General features: G+C 70.8%; 14 protein-coding genes. 6 read left to right on the plus strand and 8 right to left on the minus strand.

Translation table 11 applies throughout. The annotated features are described in order from the left end of the window. Window positions 1-53: 53 nt before the first annotated feature. Entirely contained in the window at window positions 54-1565 is a 1512-nt protein-coding gene (locus ACH442_RS21185) for a DUF6461 domain-containing protein (RefSeq protein ID WP_396339778.1), read from the minus strand. Window positions 1566-1824: 259 nt separating this feature from the next. Between ACH442_RS21185 and ACH442_RS21190 the strand changes: the two genes are divergently transcribed. The 4 genes from ACH442_RS21190 (at window position 1825) to ACH442_RS21205 (ending at window position 5893) form a co-directional block, all read left to right on the plus strand. Beyond that, window positions 1825-2406, plus strand: a complete 582-nt coding sequence (locus ACH442_RS21190) for a hypothetical protein (protein ID WP_396339779.1) — start codon at window positions 1825-1827, stop codon at window positions 2404-2406. A gap of 208 nt (window positions 2407-2614) precedes the next feature. Further along, window positions 2615-3568 carry an S-4TM family putative pore-forming effector gene (locus ACH442_RS21195; RefSeq protein ID WP_396339780.1) on the plus strand — a complete coding sequence of 318 codons (954 nt, stop codon included), beginning with the start codon at window positions 2615-2617 and terminating at the stop codon, window positions 3566-3568. A gap of 40 nt (window positions 3569-3608) precedes the next feature. Continuing rightward, window positions 3609-4280 carry a Type 1 glutamine amidotransferase-like domain-containing protein gene (locus tag ACH442_RS21200; protein WP_396339781.1) on the plus strand — a complete coding sequence of 224 codons (672 nt, stop codon included), beginning with the start codon at window positions 3609-3611 and terminating at the stop codon, window positions 4278-4280. An 8-nt stretch (window positions 4281-4288) separates the two neighbouring features. After that, the gene (locus ACH442_RS21205; RefSeq protein ID WP_396339782.1) at window positions 4289-5893 is read left to right on the plus strand and encodes a TM0106 family RecB-like putative nuclease; all 1605 of its coding nucleotides are present in this window, start codon (window positions 4289-4291) and stop codon (window positions 5891-5893) included. A gap of 174 nt (window positions 5894-6067) precedes the next feature. Here the strand turns inward: ACH442_RS21205 and ACH442_RS21210 are convergent, their stop codons facing one another. Continuing rightward, window positions 6068-7261, minus strand: coding sequence for a helix-turn-helix domain-containing protein (locus tag ACH442_RS21210; RefSeq protein ID WP_396339783.1), 1194 nt, complete (start codon window positions 7259-7261; stop codon window positions 6068-6070). 114 nt (window positions 7262-7375) lie between these two features. Next, entirely contained in the window at window positions 7376-9862 is a 2487-nt protein-coding gene (locus ACH442_RS21215) for a DEAD/DEAH box helicase (protein WP_396339784.1), read from the minus strand. Between the two features lie 192 nt (window positions 9863-10054). On the opposite strand from ACH442_RS21215, the gene ACH442_RS21220 reads away from it, so the two are divergent. Continuing rightward, window positions 10055-10615 (plus strand): DUF1707 domain-containing protein, encoded by a 561-nt coding sequence (locus tag ACH442_RS21220; RefSeq protein ID WP_396339785.1) that lies wholly within the window; start codon window positions 10055-10057, stop codon window positions 10613-10615. On the opposite strand, the gene ACH442_RS21225 is transcribed toward ACH442_RS21220, so the two are convergent. Continuing rightward, window positions 10605-10958, minus strand: coding sequence for a BlaI/MecI/CopY family transcriptional regulator (locus tag ACH442_RS21225; RefSeq protein ID WP_396339786.1), 354 nt, complete (start codon window positions 10956-10958; stop codon window positions 10605-10607). The genes ACH442_RS21220 and ACH442_RS21225 overlap by 11 nt on opposite strands. 275 nt (window positions 10959-11233) lie before the next feature. After that, entirely contained in the window at window positions 11234-11587 is a 354-nt protein-coding gene (locus ACH442_RS21230; RefSeq protein ID WP_396340026.1) for a hypothetical protein, read from the minus strand. Window positions 11588-12156: 569 nt separating this feature from the next. Here ACH442_RS21230 and ACH442_RS21235 point away from each other — a divergent pair. Then, window positions 12157-13053: a M56 family metallopeptidase gene (locus ACH442_RS21235; RefSeq protein WP_396339787.1), complete on the plus strand. Its 897-nt coding sequence runs from the start codon at window positions 12157-12159 to the stop codon at window positions 13051-13053. A 123-nt stretch (window positions 13054-13176) separates the two neighbouring features. On the opposite strand, the gene efeB is transcribed toward ACH442_RS21235, so the two are convergent. The 3 genes from efeB to efeU form a co-directional block, all read right to left on the minus strand. Next, window positions 13177-14448 carry an iron uptake transporter deferrochelatase/peroxidase subunit gene (gene efeB / locus ACH442_RS21240; protein ID WP_396339788.1) on the minus strand — a complete coding sequence of 424 codons (1272 nt, stop codon included), beginning with the start codon at window positions 14446-14448 and terminating at the stop codon, window positions 13177-13179. Window positions 14449-14841: 393 nt separating this feature from the next. Further along, complete coding sequence (gene efeO, locus ACH442_RS21245) at window positions 14842-16014, minus strand: iron uptake system protein EfeO (protein ID WP_396339789.1); 1173 nt, start codon at window positions 16012-16014, stop codon at window positions 14842-14844. A gap of 7 nt (window positions 16015-16021) precedes the next feature. Further along, window positions 16022-16849 (minus strand): iron uptake transporter permease EfeU, encoded by an 828-nt coding sequence (efeU, locus tag ACH442_RS21250; protein ID WP_396339790.1) that lies wholly within the window; start codon window positions 16847-16849, stop codon window positions 16022-16024. Window positions 16850-16932: the final 83 nt, after the last annotated feature.

A 16932-nucleotide genomic window follows, 5' to 3' on the forward strand; every position in this document is an offset into this window, starting at 1 on the left:
GCATCGTAGTGGGTGCCGGCGCGTCCGCAATGGACAGGATCCAGCTCCTGGGATCAGCAGAACTCGGCTCGCAGCTCGGCCAGGAGATCTTCGGTCCGGCCGTCGAACGTCTCCAGCGCGGTGGTGAACGTGTCCTCCAGCGCCCGGGCCGGGTCGGGGTTCGCCGTGTTGAAGATCGTGATCACCGCCATCGGCGCCCGATCGATACGTTCGCGCAGGTCAGCTCGCTGCTGCTCGGTGAGGCGGTTCTCCAGCTGGTCCAGGGGCAGGCCGGTGGTCGCGGTCACCAGCGCGGCCGCGGAGATCAGCCGGAACACCGCGCGGCGGTCCGGGAACGGCAGCGGCTCGCCACGATCCAGGGCCTCCAGCGCGGGGCGGGCCCAGTCGAGCTTGTCCAGACCGGCCACCTCGAAGGCGCGCCGGGCGAGCCAGCGCGTCACGCTGCGTTGCTTCTCCGGTTCCCACGCGGCGAATTCCTTCGCCACCACGGCGTACGCGGACGAGGTCGCCGCCGTGCGCGGGGGAGCGGTGACCGGACCCGGCGCGGGCGGCGTCACCGGTGCCGCCGCCGGCAGCGCGTGCCGGGCGCAGCGGCGCAGGACGACCGCCTGCAGACTGCGGTCGCTGTCGCGGATCGCGTACGTCGTCCCGAACCGCTCGGCCGGGTCGCCCGTCTCGAACGCGGCGGCCGCGAGATCCTGCACCGCGTTCATCGCCTGCAGGTCCCCGGCGAGCCGTTCGTGCAGCTCACGCAGCCGCGAGCGGACTTCCGGCGGGGCCTGCCGGTCCTCGTCCAGGGCGCTGAGCAACTCCTGGACGGCCGGTTCGCCGAGCAGATCGGCGTCCTCGGCGATCAGCCGCGACCGGAACGCCAGCATCGCCGGCAGGTTCTCCCGGGTCGGCGCGCCCAGCATCCGCCGGACGAACGGGTGGTCGAGCGCGGCCAGGCCCCGGCCGCCCTCCGGGACGAGATCGTCCGGCACCGGCGTCAGGATCACGCCCGGGAGATCCTGTTCGAGAAGGTCGAACGGCAGCCGTACGCCGGTGACCCGCTCGGCGAGCGCGAACCCCGCCGCCTCCGGGATGATGTCGTCGGCGTGCGCGAACGGCAGTCCGGCCATCAGCGCGTCGAGGATCTCCGGGTCCACCCCCTTCCGCCGCTCCGGGCGGATCTGGTCGATCACCGCCTGGATCCGATCCCCGGTCACGTAGGTGAACTCGGAGCGCCCGCTGACGTTGCGGAACACGCTCAGGGCGGTGCCGTCGCCGGCCCGGGCGGCCCGGCGCAGCACCTCGGGACGGCATCCCTGGCACCCGTTGACCTCGATGCCGACCCGCCAGTCACCGACCGTGGCGACCAGGAGGGTGGCGGGCTCCTCGCCGTACCGGAAGTCGTCGAGAACCTGCGCGAGATCCACGGGCGACATGATCTTGGCCGGATCCCCACCGAACGCGCTGATCAGCCCGGACTCGTCCAGGCCGCGCACGAAGGTCAGGCAGAACGCCTCGCTCCAGTCGGCGTCCACCAGCATCCGGTCGTAGTACTCGGCGGCCTCGTCCCCCACCCGGTCACCGTACGTTCCGTGATCGCGGGCCGGAGTCGAATCGTCCGGCCGTCACCCGATTCCGTTGTTCGCCTTTCTGTCGGCGATCAGCTTGCGGAGAAATCAATTCGAGGGGTACGCCGTGACGATCCTCGGCTCCCTGCACCGTGCGCACACAATCCACCGGTGCCGTCAACCGCCCTGGTCCAGTGCCTTCCGCCGCACCACTGCCCGCGTTCCGATCCCCCTGTCGGTGGCAATTCTGTTCACCTTTTGGTGAATGGCAGTACACCCATGGCTGTGGAACCCTTTTGCGGTGACCGTACGCCGGATGCCGCTCAGCGAGATCCTCGCGATGTACCGGCCCCCGGCCGGCGGCGAGAGGTGGAAGCGCGCCATTCCCGACCTGCTGGCCGACCCGGACGACGCCCGGATCGTCGACCTGCTCCGGGCCGAGCTGGTCGCGCACGGCGACTTCCGCGAGCCGATCGTCGTCGAGCCGGGGGAGGGCGACGTGCTCGACGGCCTGCACCGGATCGTCGCCGCGGTGCTCAGCAAGCAGGAGGCGATGGACGTCACCGACACCTACGACGACCTGCCACGGAAGCGGCGGATCGCGATAGTGCTCCGGGCGATCCCGGTCACCGCCGCGCTCGTCGACCGGCTCACCAAGGTGCTCTTCTCGTTCCCGTTCGAGGGCGGCTGGACCAACTGCGACCTGCTGTTGCCCGGCGATGACGAGGTGACCGGGTGGTGGCACTGCCCGGCCGGCCTCGACGAGCGGCTGGGGGAGGAACTCGTCGCCCGCGCCGCGGCGTCCGGGGTCGGGCTGGGCGTGCTGTCGATCGCGCCGGCCGATTAGCCGGGTCTTCGGGCCGCGCCGAGCTCTCCGGCTACTCTGGGTAATTATGTAGCTACTCCTCGCGTCGCACGTTTACTCGCTTTCTGTAACCGCGATGCCCGAGATGTGATCTCAGCGTATAGACGTACGTCGGTGCTTTTGGCGATAATGGCTGGTAATACCCCTTCGCGGCGCTTGCCCGATGTCACTGTGCGAAGGCGGTGACGCCATGTCCGATCGCCGACCGCCGGTACGGCAGCGGCCCATCGATCCCACGCTGAGTCACCTTCTGCGCGCCACCGCGGTCTCGCACACCCGGGTCCGGCGGCTCGCCGCGATCCGGCTGGCCATCTCGGCGGTGCTGGCCGCGGCCGGCCTGGTCACGGTCTTCGCCGGGGCACACTCGACCGGCCCGCTCAGCGTCACCGTCGCCGTGGTGGGGGTGCTGTGGGCGCTCGCCTACTCGCTCGGGCTGGCGTCCTGGGCCGACCGCGAACTGCGCCGGGCCGCGCTGCTGCAGGAGACGTTCGAGGTGCGGTTCTACCACCTGCCGTGGAACTGCATCCTGACCGGGGAGGAGATCTCGCCCGAGGACGTGCGGCACCTGAGCGGCCGGTACCGCGGCGAGCAGGTCCGGGACACGTACGGGATGCCGAATCTGCCCTGGCCCTTCGATGTTCTCGCCCGTCAGCAGCTCAACCTCTCCTGGGGCGGGCGGGTCCGGCGCCGGTATGCGCAGGCGGTCGTGCTCGGCATGGGCGGCTGGGCCACGATCGGCCTGGTCACCGCGATGATCCGGGGCTCGACCATCACCGACCTCGTAGTGCAGTGGTGCGTGCCGTCGCTGGGCATGTTCATGCTCGGCTGGGACACGTTCCGCGAACAGCGCGGCATCGCCGCCGACCGCAAACGAGTCTGCGGCTTCTCCCGCGCGCGCTGCCTGCAACTGGCCGCGGCCGGGCGGGAACCGGAGATCGACCGGCAGTTGTGCCTGATGGCGCGGCAGGTCCAGGACCAGCTCTTCCTCTCCCGGCGGCGTGCGCCGCGGGTGCCGTCGTGGTTCTTCCGCCGTTACTACACCCAGGACCGCAGCGACTTCGACGCCGGGCTGGCCGAGGTCCGCACCGAACTTCTCGCCGGCGGCCTGACCACCCGCACCTCGCGCCAGCGCCCACCGGCGTAACCGATTGTGGGCCGATCGCCGATCATGGTTGGCTGGCCCGGTGAATTTTCTGCTGACCTCGAACGGCCTGCGCAACGAGACCCTGCGCGACGCGCTGCGGGACATGCTGGGAAAGCCGTTCGGCTCGGCCGGCGTGGTCTTCGTCCCGACGGCCTCCGTCGCCGAACCCGGGGATCACGGATGGTTCGTCGGAGACCTCAACCGGGTGTACGGCCTGGGCTGGCGCGAGTTCGACGTCCTGGAGCTCAACGGCCTGCCCCGGCCGATGGTGCTCGACCGGCTGCGCCACGCCGACGTCGTCTACGTCGAGGGTGGCAGCCACTACCACCTGGCGCGCAGCATCACCGGCAACGACCTGGCCGGCGAGTTCCTGGAACTGCTGCAGAGCCGCGTCTACGTCGGCGTCAGCGCCGGGTCGATGATTTTCAGCCGGCACCTGACCGAACACTCCGCCGACGTCATCGGCGACGCCGCCGACCTGCACGTGCTCGGCGCGACCGGCGTGAAACCGCCGTTCGGCCTCTTCGACTGGTACCTGAAGCCGCACCTGGACTCGCCGGACTTCCCGGAACGCGACGACGCGTGGGCCGACCGGATCGTCGAGCGGGCCGACTTCCCGATCTACTTCATCGACGACGACACGGCCGTCCGCGTCCGTGACGACCGGGTGGACGTGGTCTCCGAGGGGCGGTGGCGCTTCCACCCGGCTTAGGATTGGTCATGATCACCGGGCCGCTGCTGCTGGGCGGATACGCCGCGAAGTCGTGCCCGCGGGCCGTGCACAACGAGCACGACGCCACCGTGCCCCGGCCGTCCGCGGTCGTGCCGGCCTCGCTGCAGCAGCTGTTCGACCTCGGGGTCGCGTTCGAGGCCGAGGTGCTCGCCGCATGGGCCGCGCTCGACCTGCCCGGCTACGTCGACCTCAGCGACCTCGACGGCGACAAGCGCGGTCACCTCGGCGCGACGATCGGGGCGATGCGGGCCGGTGCCCCGGTGATCGTCGGCGGCCGCCTGCCCGACGACACCGGCGGGCACCGCACCGGCAAACCCGACCTGCTGATCCGGGCGGCCGGCGGCGGTTACCACCCGGGCGACATCAAGGCCCACCAGGTGCTGACCAAGGGCACGGACGCGCTCGTCGCCACCCTCGGCGAACCCGCGCTCGCCGACGCCGTCCGCCTCGCCGACACCGGGGCCAAGGCCCACGAGAATGATCTGATCCAGCTGGCGCACTACTGGCGGATGCTGGAAGCGTGCGGCCACCGGGCGCAATCCGCCTGGGGCGCGATCCTCGGAACCGACGGATTCATCTGGTACGACCTTGCGCTGCCCCGATTCATCACGTTCTCGCGCCGCCTCGGCAAGGCCAAACGCAGCGCGCTCGACCGTTACGACCACGAACACGATTTCCGGGTACGGATCGCCACCGTCGCCCGGCAGCGCACCGGCACCCCCGACGACCCGGCCCCGCTGGTGGCCCCGATCGGGCAGGCCGAATGCACGACGTGCAAGTGGGCGCCGGTCTGCGTGGACGAGTTGCCGTCGACCGACCTGAGCCGCGAACTGCGCGGGACGCTGAGCGTGCGCGAATACCTCGCTCTGCAGGGCAGCGGAATCCGTACCGTCGCATCCCTGGCCGCCAGTGACCCCGCCGCCGTCCTGGCCGGCCCGTACGGGACGGAGGTGGCCCACCTGGCGCAGCGCCGGCACCGGCTGCAGAAAGCGGCGATCGCCGCCCAACTGTCCCGCGACGGCCTGGTGCTGCGACTCAAGGACGGGCCACGGCCGCCGGTCCCGCGCGCCGGCGTCGAAGTCGACATCGACGTGGAGTGGGGCGAGGACGACCGGGTCTACCTGTGGGGGCTGCTGATCACGACCGGCGGGACCAGCCGCTACGAGGCGTTCTTCGACCCGTCCGTGGACAGCGCCGCGGCCGAGACCGAACTGGCCCGGCGGTGCCTGAGCCGGCTCGGCGGCCTGCCCGACGGGACGCTCGTCTTCCACTACACCTCACCGGAACGGGTCCGCGCCCGGCGTTTCCGGCCACTGCCCGGGGGCAGCGTCCACCCGGACCGGTGGATCGACGTGTTCCCGCTGGTCCGGGCGGCGGTCGACTCACGAGCGGGGCTCGGCCTGAAGACCGTGGCGGTGCACGGCGCCGGGTTCGGCTGGCGCGACGAGGACCCGGGCGGGCGGCAGTCCCAGGAGTGGCATCGAGCGGCCCGCGCCGGTTCTCCCTCGGCGGCGCAGCGGCTGCTGGACTACAACGAGGACGACGTCCGCGCTACCCTCGCCGTCCGCCGCTGGCTCACCGGCCTCACCTGACCCGCGGCTGATCTTCGCGGGTCTCGCAGCGCCCGCGACTTTCGCGACCGGCTGGTGACCCGGCGTGCGGCCTCAGCCGGCTCTCACGGTCGTCATCGGCCGGATGACGACGGTGAGGTCAGCCGGAAGTTTGCGCCGCGCCGCCGGCTGGACCACCGGCGGCGTTGCGCCAGGTCAGCCGATGCGGAGGCGTTCGCAGAGGGCGCGCAACTCCGTGCCGCCGGCCATCCGCCGGGAGCGGTCGAGCAGCGCCCGCGCCGTCTCCTGCACCAGCGACGACGTGTGCACGTGCTGCGGCGCGACCCGTTCCGCGACGAGCAGGAACCGGATCGCCTCCCGGTCGCGGTTGCGCAGCCGCGCCAGCGCCCGCGCGGTGTCCGTGTAGTAGAAGACCTGCCGGAATCCGTACGGCAGAATCCCCGGTTCGGTCGAGCGCGCAATGGTCGCGGCGAGCGCGGCGTCGTCGCCGTCCGCTTCGATGCCGATGCGCCAGATGTTGACGTTCGCCGGCCCGAAGTACAGGCCGAGTGTCGTGGTCTCCCCGGTCCGTGCGGCCAGCGCGGCGGCCTCGCCGGCCCAGGCGCGGCTGTCGTCGGGTCGTTTGCGCCCGCGGCTCGCGTAGGCGCAGATCAACTGCAGCGAGCCGATCATTTCCGGGCAACCGGGGCGGCCGCTGTACGGTCCGAGCGCGTCGACCGCCTGCGCCGCCAGGGTGTACGCCCGGTCGTACGAACCACAGGCACTGGCCGCACTGGCCCGCGCGTACGCCGCGTACCCCTGAAGCACCGGATCCTGCGACGCGTCAGCGGCGTCGCGGCAGCGCTCGGCGCCGAGCCACGACTCGGCGGGGTGGCCGAGGTTGCGCAGCACCGACGACGCGATGAAAGTGGCGTCGCAGATCAGCCGCAGCGCCCGCGCGCTCCCGCCGGCGCGCAGGTCCCGCAGCAGGTCCGGGAGCAGCCGGCCCGCTCCCGCGTAGTCGCAGGACTGCCGCAGCGAGTCGACCAGTGCCAACCTCCGCGCCGACTCGGCCGGCGACGAGGTCCCGGGCGCGACAGGTTCGGACAGATCCAGCTCGACGAGGGCCTGCCGGATCGCGTGGACCGACGCGTGCGCCGCGACCGCCTCCCGATCCCCGGCCGGCACCGCGGTCCCGGCCAGTTCGGCCGGGGAGCATTCGAGCGCGCCGGCCAGGTCGGCGAGCATGAACCGGTTGTCGGCGGCCTGCAACCCCCGCTCGATCCGGCTCCAGGTGGCGTGCGACACGCCGGCGCGGCTCGCGGCGTACCGGATGCTCCAATTGCGCCGCAGGCGCCGGTCTTTGATCCGGTCCCCGATGGTCGGGTCGGCGGTGGGGCGAGGCGTCATGCCCCGACGCTAGGGCGCCGGCCGCGACCAGTGGTACATGTCGGTACCAGGGAAACCGACGACACCGACGGCCAAGGGCGCGGTGCCCGCGAGCCGGAGGCGACGCCGGTGAGGTCAGTGCGGGCCGACCGCCACGATGGTGATGGCGGCGCCGCCGATCTCGTCGGACGCCTCCAGGTCGACCGTGGCGTCGATGCCCCAGTCGTGGTCGCCGTCCGGGTCCTCGAAGACCTGGCGGACCGTCCACGTCGTCGTGCCCTGCTCGATCTGGAGCAGCTGCGGGCCGCGGGCCGACGGGCCGGTGCCGAGCCGGTCGTACTCGTCGAAGTACTCGTCGATGGCCTCGCGCCAGCGGTCGGCCGTCCAGCCGTGCTCGCCGTCCAACTCGCCCAGCTCCTGGTAGCGGCTGAGCGCGGCCAGCTCGACGCGGCGGAACATCGCGTTGCGGACGAGGACCTTGAACGCGCGGATGTTACGGGTGACCGCGGGCGGCTTGTCGTCGATGCGGACCTCCTCGACCTCGGCGCCCGGGTTGCGCAGCCGCTCCCACTCGTCGAGCAGGCTGGAGTCGACCTGGCGGACCAGTTCGCCGAGCCACTCGATCAGGTCACCCAATTCCTCCGTACGGGCGTCCTCCGGAACGGTCTGCCGCAGAGCGCGATACGCGTCGGCGAGGTAGCGCAGCACCAGGCCCTCGGAGCGGGACAGGCCGTAGAACGACACGTATTCGGTGAACGTCATGGCCCGCTCGTACATGTCGCGGACCACCGACTTCGGCTTGATCTCGTAGTCGGCGACGTACGGATGCCCCTGCTGGTACGTCTCGTAGGCGCCCTCGAGCAGCTCCAGCAGCGGGCGCGGCCAGGTCACCTCCTCGAGCAGCGTCATGCGCTCCTCGTACTCGATGCCTTCGGCCTTCATCGCGTTGACGGCCTCACCGCGCGCCTTCTGCCGCTGGGCGGAGAGCACCTGCCGCGGGTCCTCCAGGGTCGCCTCGATCACCGAGACGACGTCCAGCGGGTACTCCGGGGCCTGTTTGTCGAGCAGTTCCAGGCAGGCCAGGGCGAACGGGGACAGCGCCTGGTTCAGCGCGAAGTCCAGTTGGAGGTCGTCGACGAGCTTGTAGACCCCTTCCGGCGTACGTTCGATGACCCCGCCCGCGATCAGCGCCCGCGCGATCGCGATGGCCCGCCGGATGTGCCGGCGCTGCGCCGCCGGGTCCTCGTGGTTGTCGGTGAGCAGGTGCTTCATCGCCTGGTAGGGGTCCTGGCCGCGGGCCAGCACGTTCAGCAGCATGGCGTGCGAGACCTGGAACGACGAGGTCAGCGGTTCCGGCTCGGCCTCGATCAGCCGGTCGAACGTGGGCCGCCCGTAGCCGACCTGACCCTCCGGCGGCTTCTTCCGGACGACCTTGCGCCGCTTCTTCGGGTCGTCACCGGCCTTCGCGAGGGCCCGCTCGTTGTCGATGACGTGCTCGGGGGCCTGGACGATCACCGTGCCGATCGTGTCGAACCCGGCCCGGCCGGCCCGGCCCGCGATCTGGTGGAACTCGCGCGCCTTGAGCAGGCGGGTTTTCACGCCGTCATACTTCGACAGGCCGGTGAACAGCACGGTGCGGATCGGGACGTTGATGCCGACGCCGAGCGTGTCCGTCCCGCAGATGACCTTCAGCAGGCCGGCTTGCGCGAGGGTCTCGATGAGCCGCCGGTACTTCGGGAGCATGCCCGCGTGGTGGACGCCGATGCCGTGGCGGACCAGGCGTGACAACGTACGCCCGAAGCCGGCCGTGAATCGGAAACTGCCGATCGCGGTGGCGATCGCGTCCTTCTCCTCGCGGGTGCACATGTTGATGCTCATCAGCGACTGTGCGCGTTCCAGCGCCGCGGCCTGCGTGAAGTGCACGATGTAGACCGGTGACTGCCGGGTGTTCAGCAGCTCCTCGATCGTCTCGTGCAGCGGGGTCATCGCATACTCGAACATCAGCGGGACCGGGCGTTCCGCGTTGGCGACGACCGCGGTCTCCCGGCCGGTGCGCCGTTTCAGGTCGTCGACGAAGCGGGTCACGTCGCCCAGCGTCGCCGACATCAGCAGGAACTGGGCCTGCGGCAGCTCGATCAGCGGCACCTGCCAGGCCCAGCCCCGGTCCGGCTCGGCGTAGAAGTGGAACTCGTCCATCACGACCTGGCCGACGTCGGCGTCCTTGCCCTCCCGCAGCGCCAGGTTCGCCAGGATCTCGGCGGTGCAGCAGATGATCGGCGCGTCCGCGTTCACACTCGCGTCGCCGGTGAGCATGCCGACGTTGTGCGCGCCGAAGATCGCGCACAGGGCGAAGAACTTCTCGCTGACCAGCGCCTTGATCGGCGCGGTGTAGAACGTGGTGCGCCCGTCCGCCAGGGCGGCGAAGTGCGCACCGGCCGCGACCAGGCTCTTACCCGACCCGGTCGGGGTGTTCAGGATGACGTTGGCGCCGGTCGCGATCTCGATCAGCGCCTCCTCCTGATGGGGGTACAGGGTGATGCCCTGCTCCTCCACCCAGCCCTGGAAAGCGAGGAAGACGGCGTCGGGGTCAGCGTTGCCGGGAAGGCGATCGGTCAGCGTCATGATCCTGCAAGTTTGTCAGTTGTTCCCGAAGAGCGCGTAAAGGGGACCTGCCAGGCCACCTGCGATGCTCACCACAGCAGCGACAAGAGCGACAATTGCCGCGGTACGCGAGCCTTTCCGATCTTGCATGGGTCGCATCCTGCCCGCCGACGGGTGCAGAACCGGGTGCGCAACGGTTGTAGGGTCTGCGCCGTGGGACTTCCTGTGCCGGCGCCGATCGACGACGGTGACCGTGAACGAGTGGCCGAGTTGCTGCAGCGCGCGTGCGGCGAGGGCCGCCTGACGCTCGAGGAGTTCAGCGTCCGCGTGGGCGCGGTCTGGGCCGCCGAGACCGACGCCGACCTGGCCCGCGTGGCCGAGGGTCTGCCCGCTCAGCCGATCGTCGGCTCGTCCGACACGGTCGACCAGATCCTGACCGTGTTCAGCTCGACCACGCGCCGCGGCCGCTGGCGGTTCCGTGACCGCACGGTCCGGGCGAACACCGTCTTCGGCTCCACCGAGCTTGATCTGCGTGCCGTGCTGACCAGCTCGGACGTCATCGAGATCACCGGCCGCACGATCTTCGGCGAACTGACCGTGATCGTCCCCGAAGGCGTCGAGGTCGACCTCACCGGCACCAACGCGTTCAGCTCACGGGAGATGAGACTCGCGCCCGTGCCGCGGGTGCCCGGCACACCCGAGGTGCGGATCCACGTGACGTCCTGGTTCGCCTCGGTCACCGTGGTCTCCCGTCCGCCGGAGATCACTCGCTGAGCAGGTCACGCAGCAACTGCTCGTCCTTGGCGTCCAGATTCCCCACGAACCGCCGCAGGACGGACGCCCGATCGGCCTCGTCGGAGAGCAGCCGCGACATCCGATCCGCCACCAGCCCGGCCGGCCCGTGCGGCGCCCCATAACGAAACGCCCGCCCGTCCCGGTGCCGCGCCGCCGACCCCTTCTCGTAAAGCCTGGTCAACGTCGTCACAACAGTGCTGTAGGACAGCTCCCCGGACGGATCCAGCCGATCGCGCACCTCACCGGGCGTCATCGGCCGCTCAGCCGCACCCAGCACAGTCATGATCTCCGTCTCCAACTGGCCCGGCCGCCGTCTGCTCACCCCGGAACTCTATCGATGGACCCGGTGAAACCGGCAATCCTCAAGACCAATTTCAAGATCTTCGCGGTCCTGTCTCCGCTGTGGTCCTGCTCCGCCGCTCCCGCGGGGACCCTTCCGGGCTTCGCAGGGCCGCGGGCGGCCCAGAACGCGAAACCCACAAGGGCGACGTCCGTGGGTGGTCCCGGTCAGAGCAACGAACCCGTCCACACCGCCCGCCACACGTCGCGTCCGGCCGTCCCCGCGCGGTCGGCCCGGGAGAACTCCGGCGGCGCGGTTCAGTCGTCGGGACCCGGGCGTTCCGGCGCCGGTGGAGTGATCACGGACAACTCCAGCACGGCAGACAGCTCGGCGCGGCCCGGCCCACCCGCCTTCACCCACCCGGCGATGTCGTCGAGCACCAGATCGTCCAGCACGAGCCCGAACCACACCGGCCGCGCGCCCGCCCGCCTCGCCTCCGGAGCCGGCTGCACCACCAGCACGTTCGACTGGGCGCAGACATCCAGGCACGAACTCGTCCGAACCCGGCACTCCGGCCCGAGCGCCGCCCGCAGCCGCTCGATCTGCCCGTCGTGGTCCACCCCCGGGTGCTTGCTCACACTCCCGCAGCAGCAGTCCCGGCACACCGTCACCGTGCATTCCACCCGCTCGTCCACCCCCACAGTCGATCACCCTACGTCCCACCCGTTCCCCATCCCCGTCCCCGTCCCCGCCCACCCGCTTCCTCACCTCCGTCCCCGCGCACCCGTTCCGGCCCGGTCGTCGCGCCGGTTCCACGCCCGCGGCGGCCGGTCCGTCCGCTGCTCGCCGCCAGGGGTCAGCCCCGACGAGCGACCGTCCGCAGCTCGCCGTAGACGCCGTGCCCGCAAGGCCGTGACCAGCCATTTCGGACTCGCGGCGGTGCCGGCCACGCCGTTTCCCGGCCGGTCCGCCCGCCGAGCGACCTGACCCCCGGCGTGGTCGTGCGGTGTCCGTAGCAGCGCTGGAGCCCAGCCACGGCGAGCCGGCGGGGCCTGAACCCGCCTGTTCGCGGTCTGCGACGACGTCGAGGGCCAGCCGGGCCGGGGCTGAGCGTGGTTCCGGGAAGCCTGTGACGACGCGCAGCGCCGGCCGGGCGTCCAGCGGGCGCGGGACCAGGGGGCTCGGCGGGTGCGGTAGGGGAGTGAGAGCATGGCCGGGGAGTTGTGGGGAGGCGGCGGAGATGTTCGATCATTTCTTGTGGTCGGTGGTGATCGTGCCGCCGCTGGCCGTGGTCGTGGTGCGGCTGCTCGCGGATCGGCTGGCGCCCGGCCGGGCCGCGTCGGTGGTGGTGTGGTCGGCGGTGACCGTGGCGGTGATGAGTACGTTCAATCTGCTGTTGTTGTCGGCGCACGCGCTGGCGCAGGTTCCCGCGGTGGGGCGGCTGTTCGGGTGGTCGGCGTCCGTGGTCGCGGCCGACACCGCCGGCGTGGAGTGGGTGCCCTGGTTGAGCCTGGCGCTGCTGGCCGGCGGTCTGGTGTCGGTCGGCCGGCGGTGGCGGCGGCAGCGGAAAGTTCTGGCGATGCTCCCGGTGGACGGGCCGGGTGGCCTGATGGTCCTGCCGGACGAGGAGCCGCGGGCGTTCGCGGTGCCGGGCGATCCGGGGCATGTCGTGGTCACCACCGGGATGCGGCGGTTGCTCACCGATCAGCAGTTCGAGGCGCTTCTCGCCCACGAGAACGCGCACCTCGCCGAACGGCACCACCGCCTGGCCCGGGCCGCTGAGCTGGCGGTCGCGGCGCACCCGGCGTTGTGGTGGGTCGGCAAGCACGTGGACTATCTGATCGAGCGGGCCGCCGACGAGCGCGCCGCCGGCGACCTGGGCAACCGGAGGACGCTGGCGCATGCGATCGGTGTTGCCGCGTTGGCCGGGGCGGGCAGTCCGTTCGCGGCGGCTCTGCACGCGGCGGTTCCGGGCGGGGTCGTGCCGCGTCGTGTCGCCCATCTGCTGCGCCCGCAGCCGAAGGCCGCCCCCGCGATGTTCGTCCTGCTCCCGGCTCTGGTCGCGCTCAGTTCGGTGGTCTGGACCGGCGAGGCGACCCTGGACCTGGTCGAGCTGATGGCGGCCGCCTGGCGCTGACCGCAGCAGCTCCGGCCGGGGGCGTCGAGCTGCTGGCCGCGGCGTCGTTGCCGAAGCGGCGTCGGAGCCTCGGGGCCGGGACATGCGGCGGCTGGAGCGAATCCGGCCCGGCGTGGCCCGGGGTCAGGCGAACAGGGAGCGCCCCCAGAAGTCGTCGGCGGCGAGCAGACCGGGTGGGCAGGCGAACAGTCCGCTGGACACGTGCCGGATGTACTCGTTGAGCGCGTCCTGCTTGGCCAGATTGTTCTGGATCGGGACGAACTGCTTGTGCGGGTTGCGCTGGTACGCCATGAAGAACAGGCCCGCGTTCAACCGCCCCAGCCCGTCGGAGCCGTCGACGAAGTTGTAGCCGCGCCGCAGCAGGTGGGCGCCGCCGTTCTGGTCGGGGTGGGCCAGGCGCAGGTGCGAGTTGACGGGGATGACCGGCTGGCCTTCACCGTCCTGGGCCGCGAAGTCGGGCTCGTCGTGTTCCCGTTTGCCGGTCAGCGGGGCGCCTTCGCCCTTGTCGCGGCCGATGATGGTCTGCTGCTCGGCCAGCGGGGAACGGTCCCAGGTCTCGACCAGCATGCGGATCTTGCGAGTGACCAGGTAGGACCCACCGGTCATCCAGTCGGGGCCGTCGCCGGGCTGGACCCACAGGTGCTCGTCGAGCAGTGGGGTCTCCTCGGCCTTGAGGTTGCGGGTGCCGTCCTTGAAGCCGAACAGGTTGCGCGGGGTGGACTGCGTGACAGAAGTCGACGACGTGCGGCCGAAACCGAGCTGGGACCAGCGGACGGTGACCTTGCCCATGCCGATGCGGGCCAGGTTGCGGATGGCGTGGACGGCGACCTGCGGGTCGTGGGCGCAGGCCTGCACGCCGATGTCGCCGCCGGAGATCGCCGCTTCGAGGGTGTCGCGGGGGAACGGGGGCAGGTCGGCGAGCGCGGCCGGGCGTTTGGCGGCGATGCCGAAGCGGTCCTTGCCCTGGGCGTCGCGGAACAGGGTGGGCCCGAAGCCGATGGTGAGGGTGAGGCCGGAGGCCGGCAGCCCGAGCGCTTCGCCGGTGTCGTCCGGCGGCGCTTCCATGGATCCGCCGACGGCGCCGAACGTGCCCGCGTCCTGCCCCTGGGTCATCCGCGCGGCGGCGGCCGTCCAGTCCTGGAGCATGTCGACCAGGGCTGCCTTGTCGTCGGTGATCACGTCGAAGGCGCAGAAGTGCAGCCGGTCCTGGGCGGGGGTGACGATGCCGGCCTGCTTCGCGCCGTAGAAAGCGATCGCGCCGGCCGCGTCCCCCGAGGACGAGGAACTGGCCACCGGCTTCACGTCGTGGCCGGTCAGGGCCAGCGCGCCGGCTCCGGCGGCAGCCACTCCGGCCGCGCCCGCGCCGGCCAGTCCGAGCACCTTGCGCCGCTGCATCTCACGAACCTTTCTCACCGGGGCCGGCGGCCACTGATGTGCCACCGGTGCTGCACCTACGACGCGCTCAGACCCCCGCCCTCCCAGGGGTGGCCACCCCAGCATCAGTCTTGCGGAGCGCGGCGGTAAGGGTCGCAAGGCCTGTGGACAACCCGCCGGTGTGGATAACCGGCGGGACGTACACCTGGGGGTTTGGAGTTTTTGACCGCGGCCACCCACGGAGGTCGCCCTCGCGGGTTTCGCGTTCTGGGCCGCCTGCGGCCCTGCGAAGCCCGTGAGGGTCCCCGCGGGAGCGGCGGACCTGGACCACAGCGAAGACAGGACAAAAATTATTTGATCGTGAGGGTTCGGCCGGGAGCGGGCCGCCTGTCGCGCCCCCGGCCGGGGAGTGCGTTACTTCTTGGCGACGAGCGCGGCGACCTTGGAGATCGGCTCCGCGAGCGCGTTGATGTCGTCGGAGAGTTCCTTCAGGTCGGCCTGGGTGAGCGTGTTGTGCAGCTTCCAGCCGTCGCCGTCGCGGTGCTTCTCCAGTGCCGCCTCGACCTTGGCGAAGTTCTCGTCGAGGGTCTTGACCAGGGCCGGGTCGCGGTCCTCGAGGGCCGGGCGCAGTGCCTGGATGGCGCCCTGCGAGCCCTCGATGTTGGCGGCGAAGTCCCACAGGTCGGTGTGCGAGTAGCGGTCCTCCTCGCCGGTGATCTTGCCGCTGGCGACCTCGTCGAGCAGGCCCTTGGCGCCGTTGGCCAGCTCGACCGGGGAGAACGTCACGGACTGGGCCTTGGTGACGATCGTCTGGACGTCCTTGAGCAGCTGGTCGGCGACCGGGCCGTCCTTGCTGATGTCCTTGGTCTCCCAGAGGTCCTTCTCGATCTTGTGGAAGCCGGTCCACTCCTGGCCGGGCTCCAGGTCACCCTCGCGGGCGTCGATGGCCGGGTCGAGGTCGCCGAAGCTCTCCGCGACCGGCTCGATGCGCTCCCAGTAGGTGCGGGCGACCGGGAACAGCGACTTCGCCTTCTCGGCGTCACCGGACTTGACCGCGTTGACGAACGCGGTGGTCTGGTCGATCAGCGCGGTGGTCTGCGACTTGACGTAGCGCTGGTAGTCGGCGCTGGCCTGGGCGAGCTTGGCGTCCTCGGTGAGTGGCGCGGCGGAGCCGGAGACCTGGAACGCGTTGCGGATGCCCTTGCCGATCATGCCGGGTTTACAGGCGGTCTCGTAGGCGCCGGCGGGCAGCTCGACGATGAGCTCACGGGACAGGCCGGGGGCGATGTTCTCGATCTCGCCCATGATCCGGTCACCGGCGGCGTAGACGTAGAACTCGTTGATCTTCGAACCCTTGTTGGCGATCGAGAAGGTGACGGTGCCCGCGGCCGAGGTGTTCCGCTCCACCTTGCACTCGGTGTCGGAGGCGGCGACGGCGATCTTGCCGGTGGTGCCGGCCCCGGCCTTGTCGTCGGAGGCCTTGTCGCCGCAGGCGGCGAGCAGCGTGGTGGCGGCTGCTCCGAGAACCAGCAGTCCTCCCAGTGCCTTTTTCCGGGTTTTCTGCTGCGCGGCAAGCACGGTGTGCATCGTTCTCCTAGGAGGCGGTGGTGGCGGGGGTGGGCGCCGGCTTGCGGACCGGCCAGAGGAAGAGAAGGAGGACGGGAATCCCGTAGGCGAGCCAGGCGATCGTCTCGATGACCGTCGGCGCCGGCGTGAAGTTGATCATGCCGCGGAGCAGTTCGGCGTACCACGCGGTGGGCGGGAAGCTCGGCGTGACGTCGAACGCCAGCCTGTCCAGGCCACCGAGGACGTTGGACTCCTGCAGGTCGTGGAAGCCGTACTTGAAGATGCCGGCGGCGACCAGCACCAGCAGCGCGCCGGTCCAGGTGAAGAACGTGGACAGGTTGATCCGGACCGCGCTGATGTAGAGCAGCCAGCCGAGCACCACGGCGGTGAGCAGGCCGAGACTGATGCCGATCAGCGGCTTGGCGTCGGTGGCGCCCTGCGCGGCGGCGTAGAACAGGATCGACGTCTCCAGGCCCTCGCGGATCACCGCGAGGAACGCCACACCGGCGACCGCGACCGGGCCGACCGCGATGGCGTCCTCCATCTTGCCGCGCAGCTCCTTGCCGATGTGGCGGGCCATGCGGCGCATCCAGAAGATCATCCACGTGACGAAGGCGACGGCCACGAACGACGCGATCGCCTCGAACAGCTCCTGATGCGTCGAGCTCAGCCGGGTGATGCCGACCTGGAGCAGGACCGCGAACCCGATGGAGATCACCGCGGCGACGGCGACACCGGCCCAGACCAGGCGCAGCAGCGGCCGACGGTCGCTCTTGACCAGGAACGCCACGAGGATCGAGATCACGAGACTGATCTCCAGGCCCTCACGAAGGCCGATGAGGTAGATGGCGGTCATGGAGCTCCAAAGGTTAGCCAACCCTAACTTCGTAACCGCATCATTCTTCTACCGAGCTGTAGATGTCAAATCTTTTCAGTGTG

Origin of the sequence: Actinoplanes sp. NPDC020271 (assembly GCF_044388125.1) — a bacterium.
In the GTDB taxonomy this organism is placed as follows: Bacteria; Actinomycetota; Actinomycetes; order Mycobacteriales; family Micromonosporaceae; genus Actinoplanes.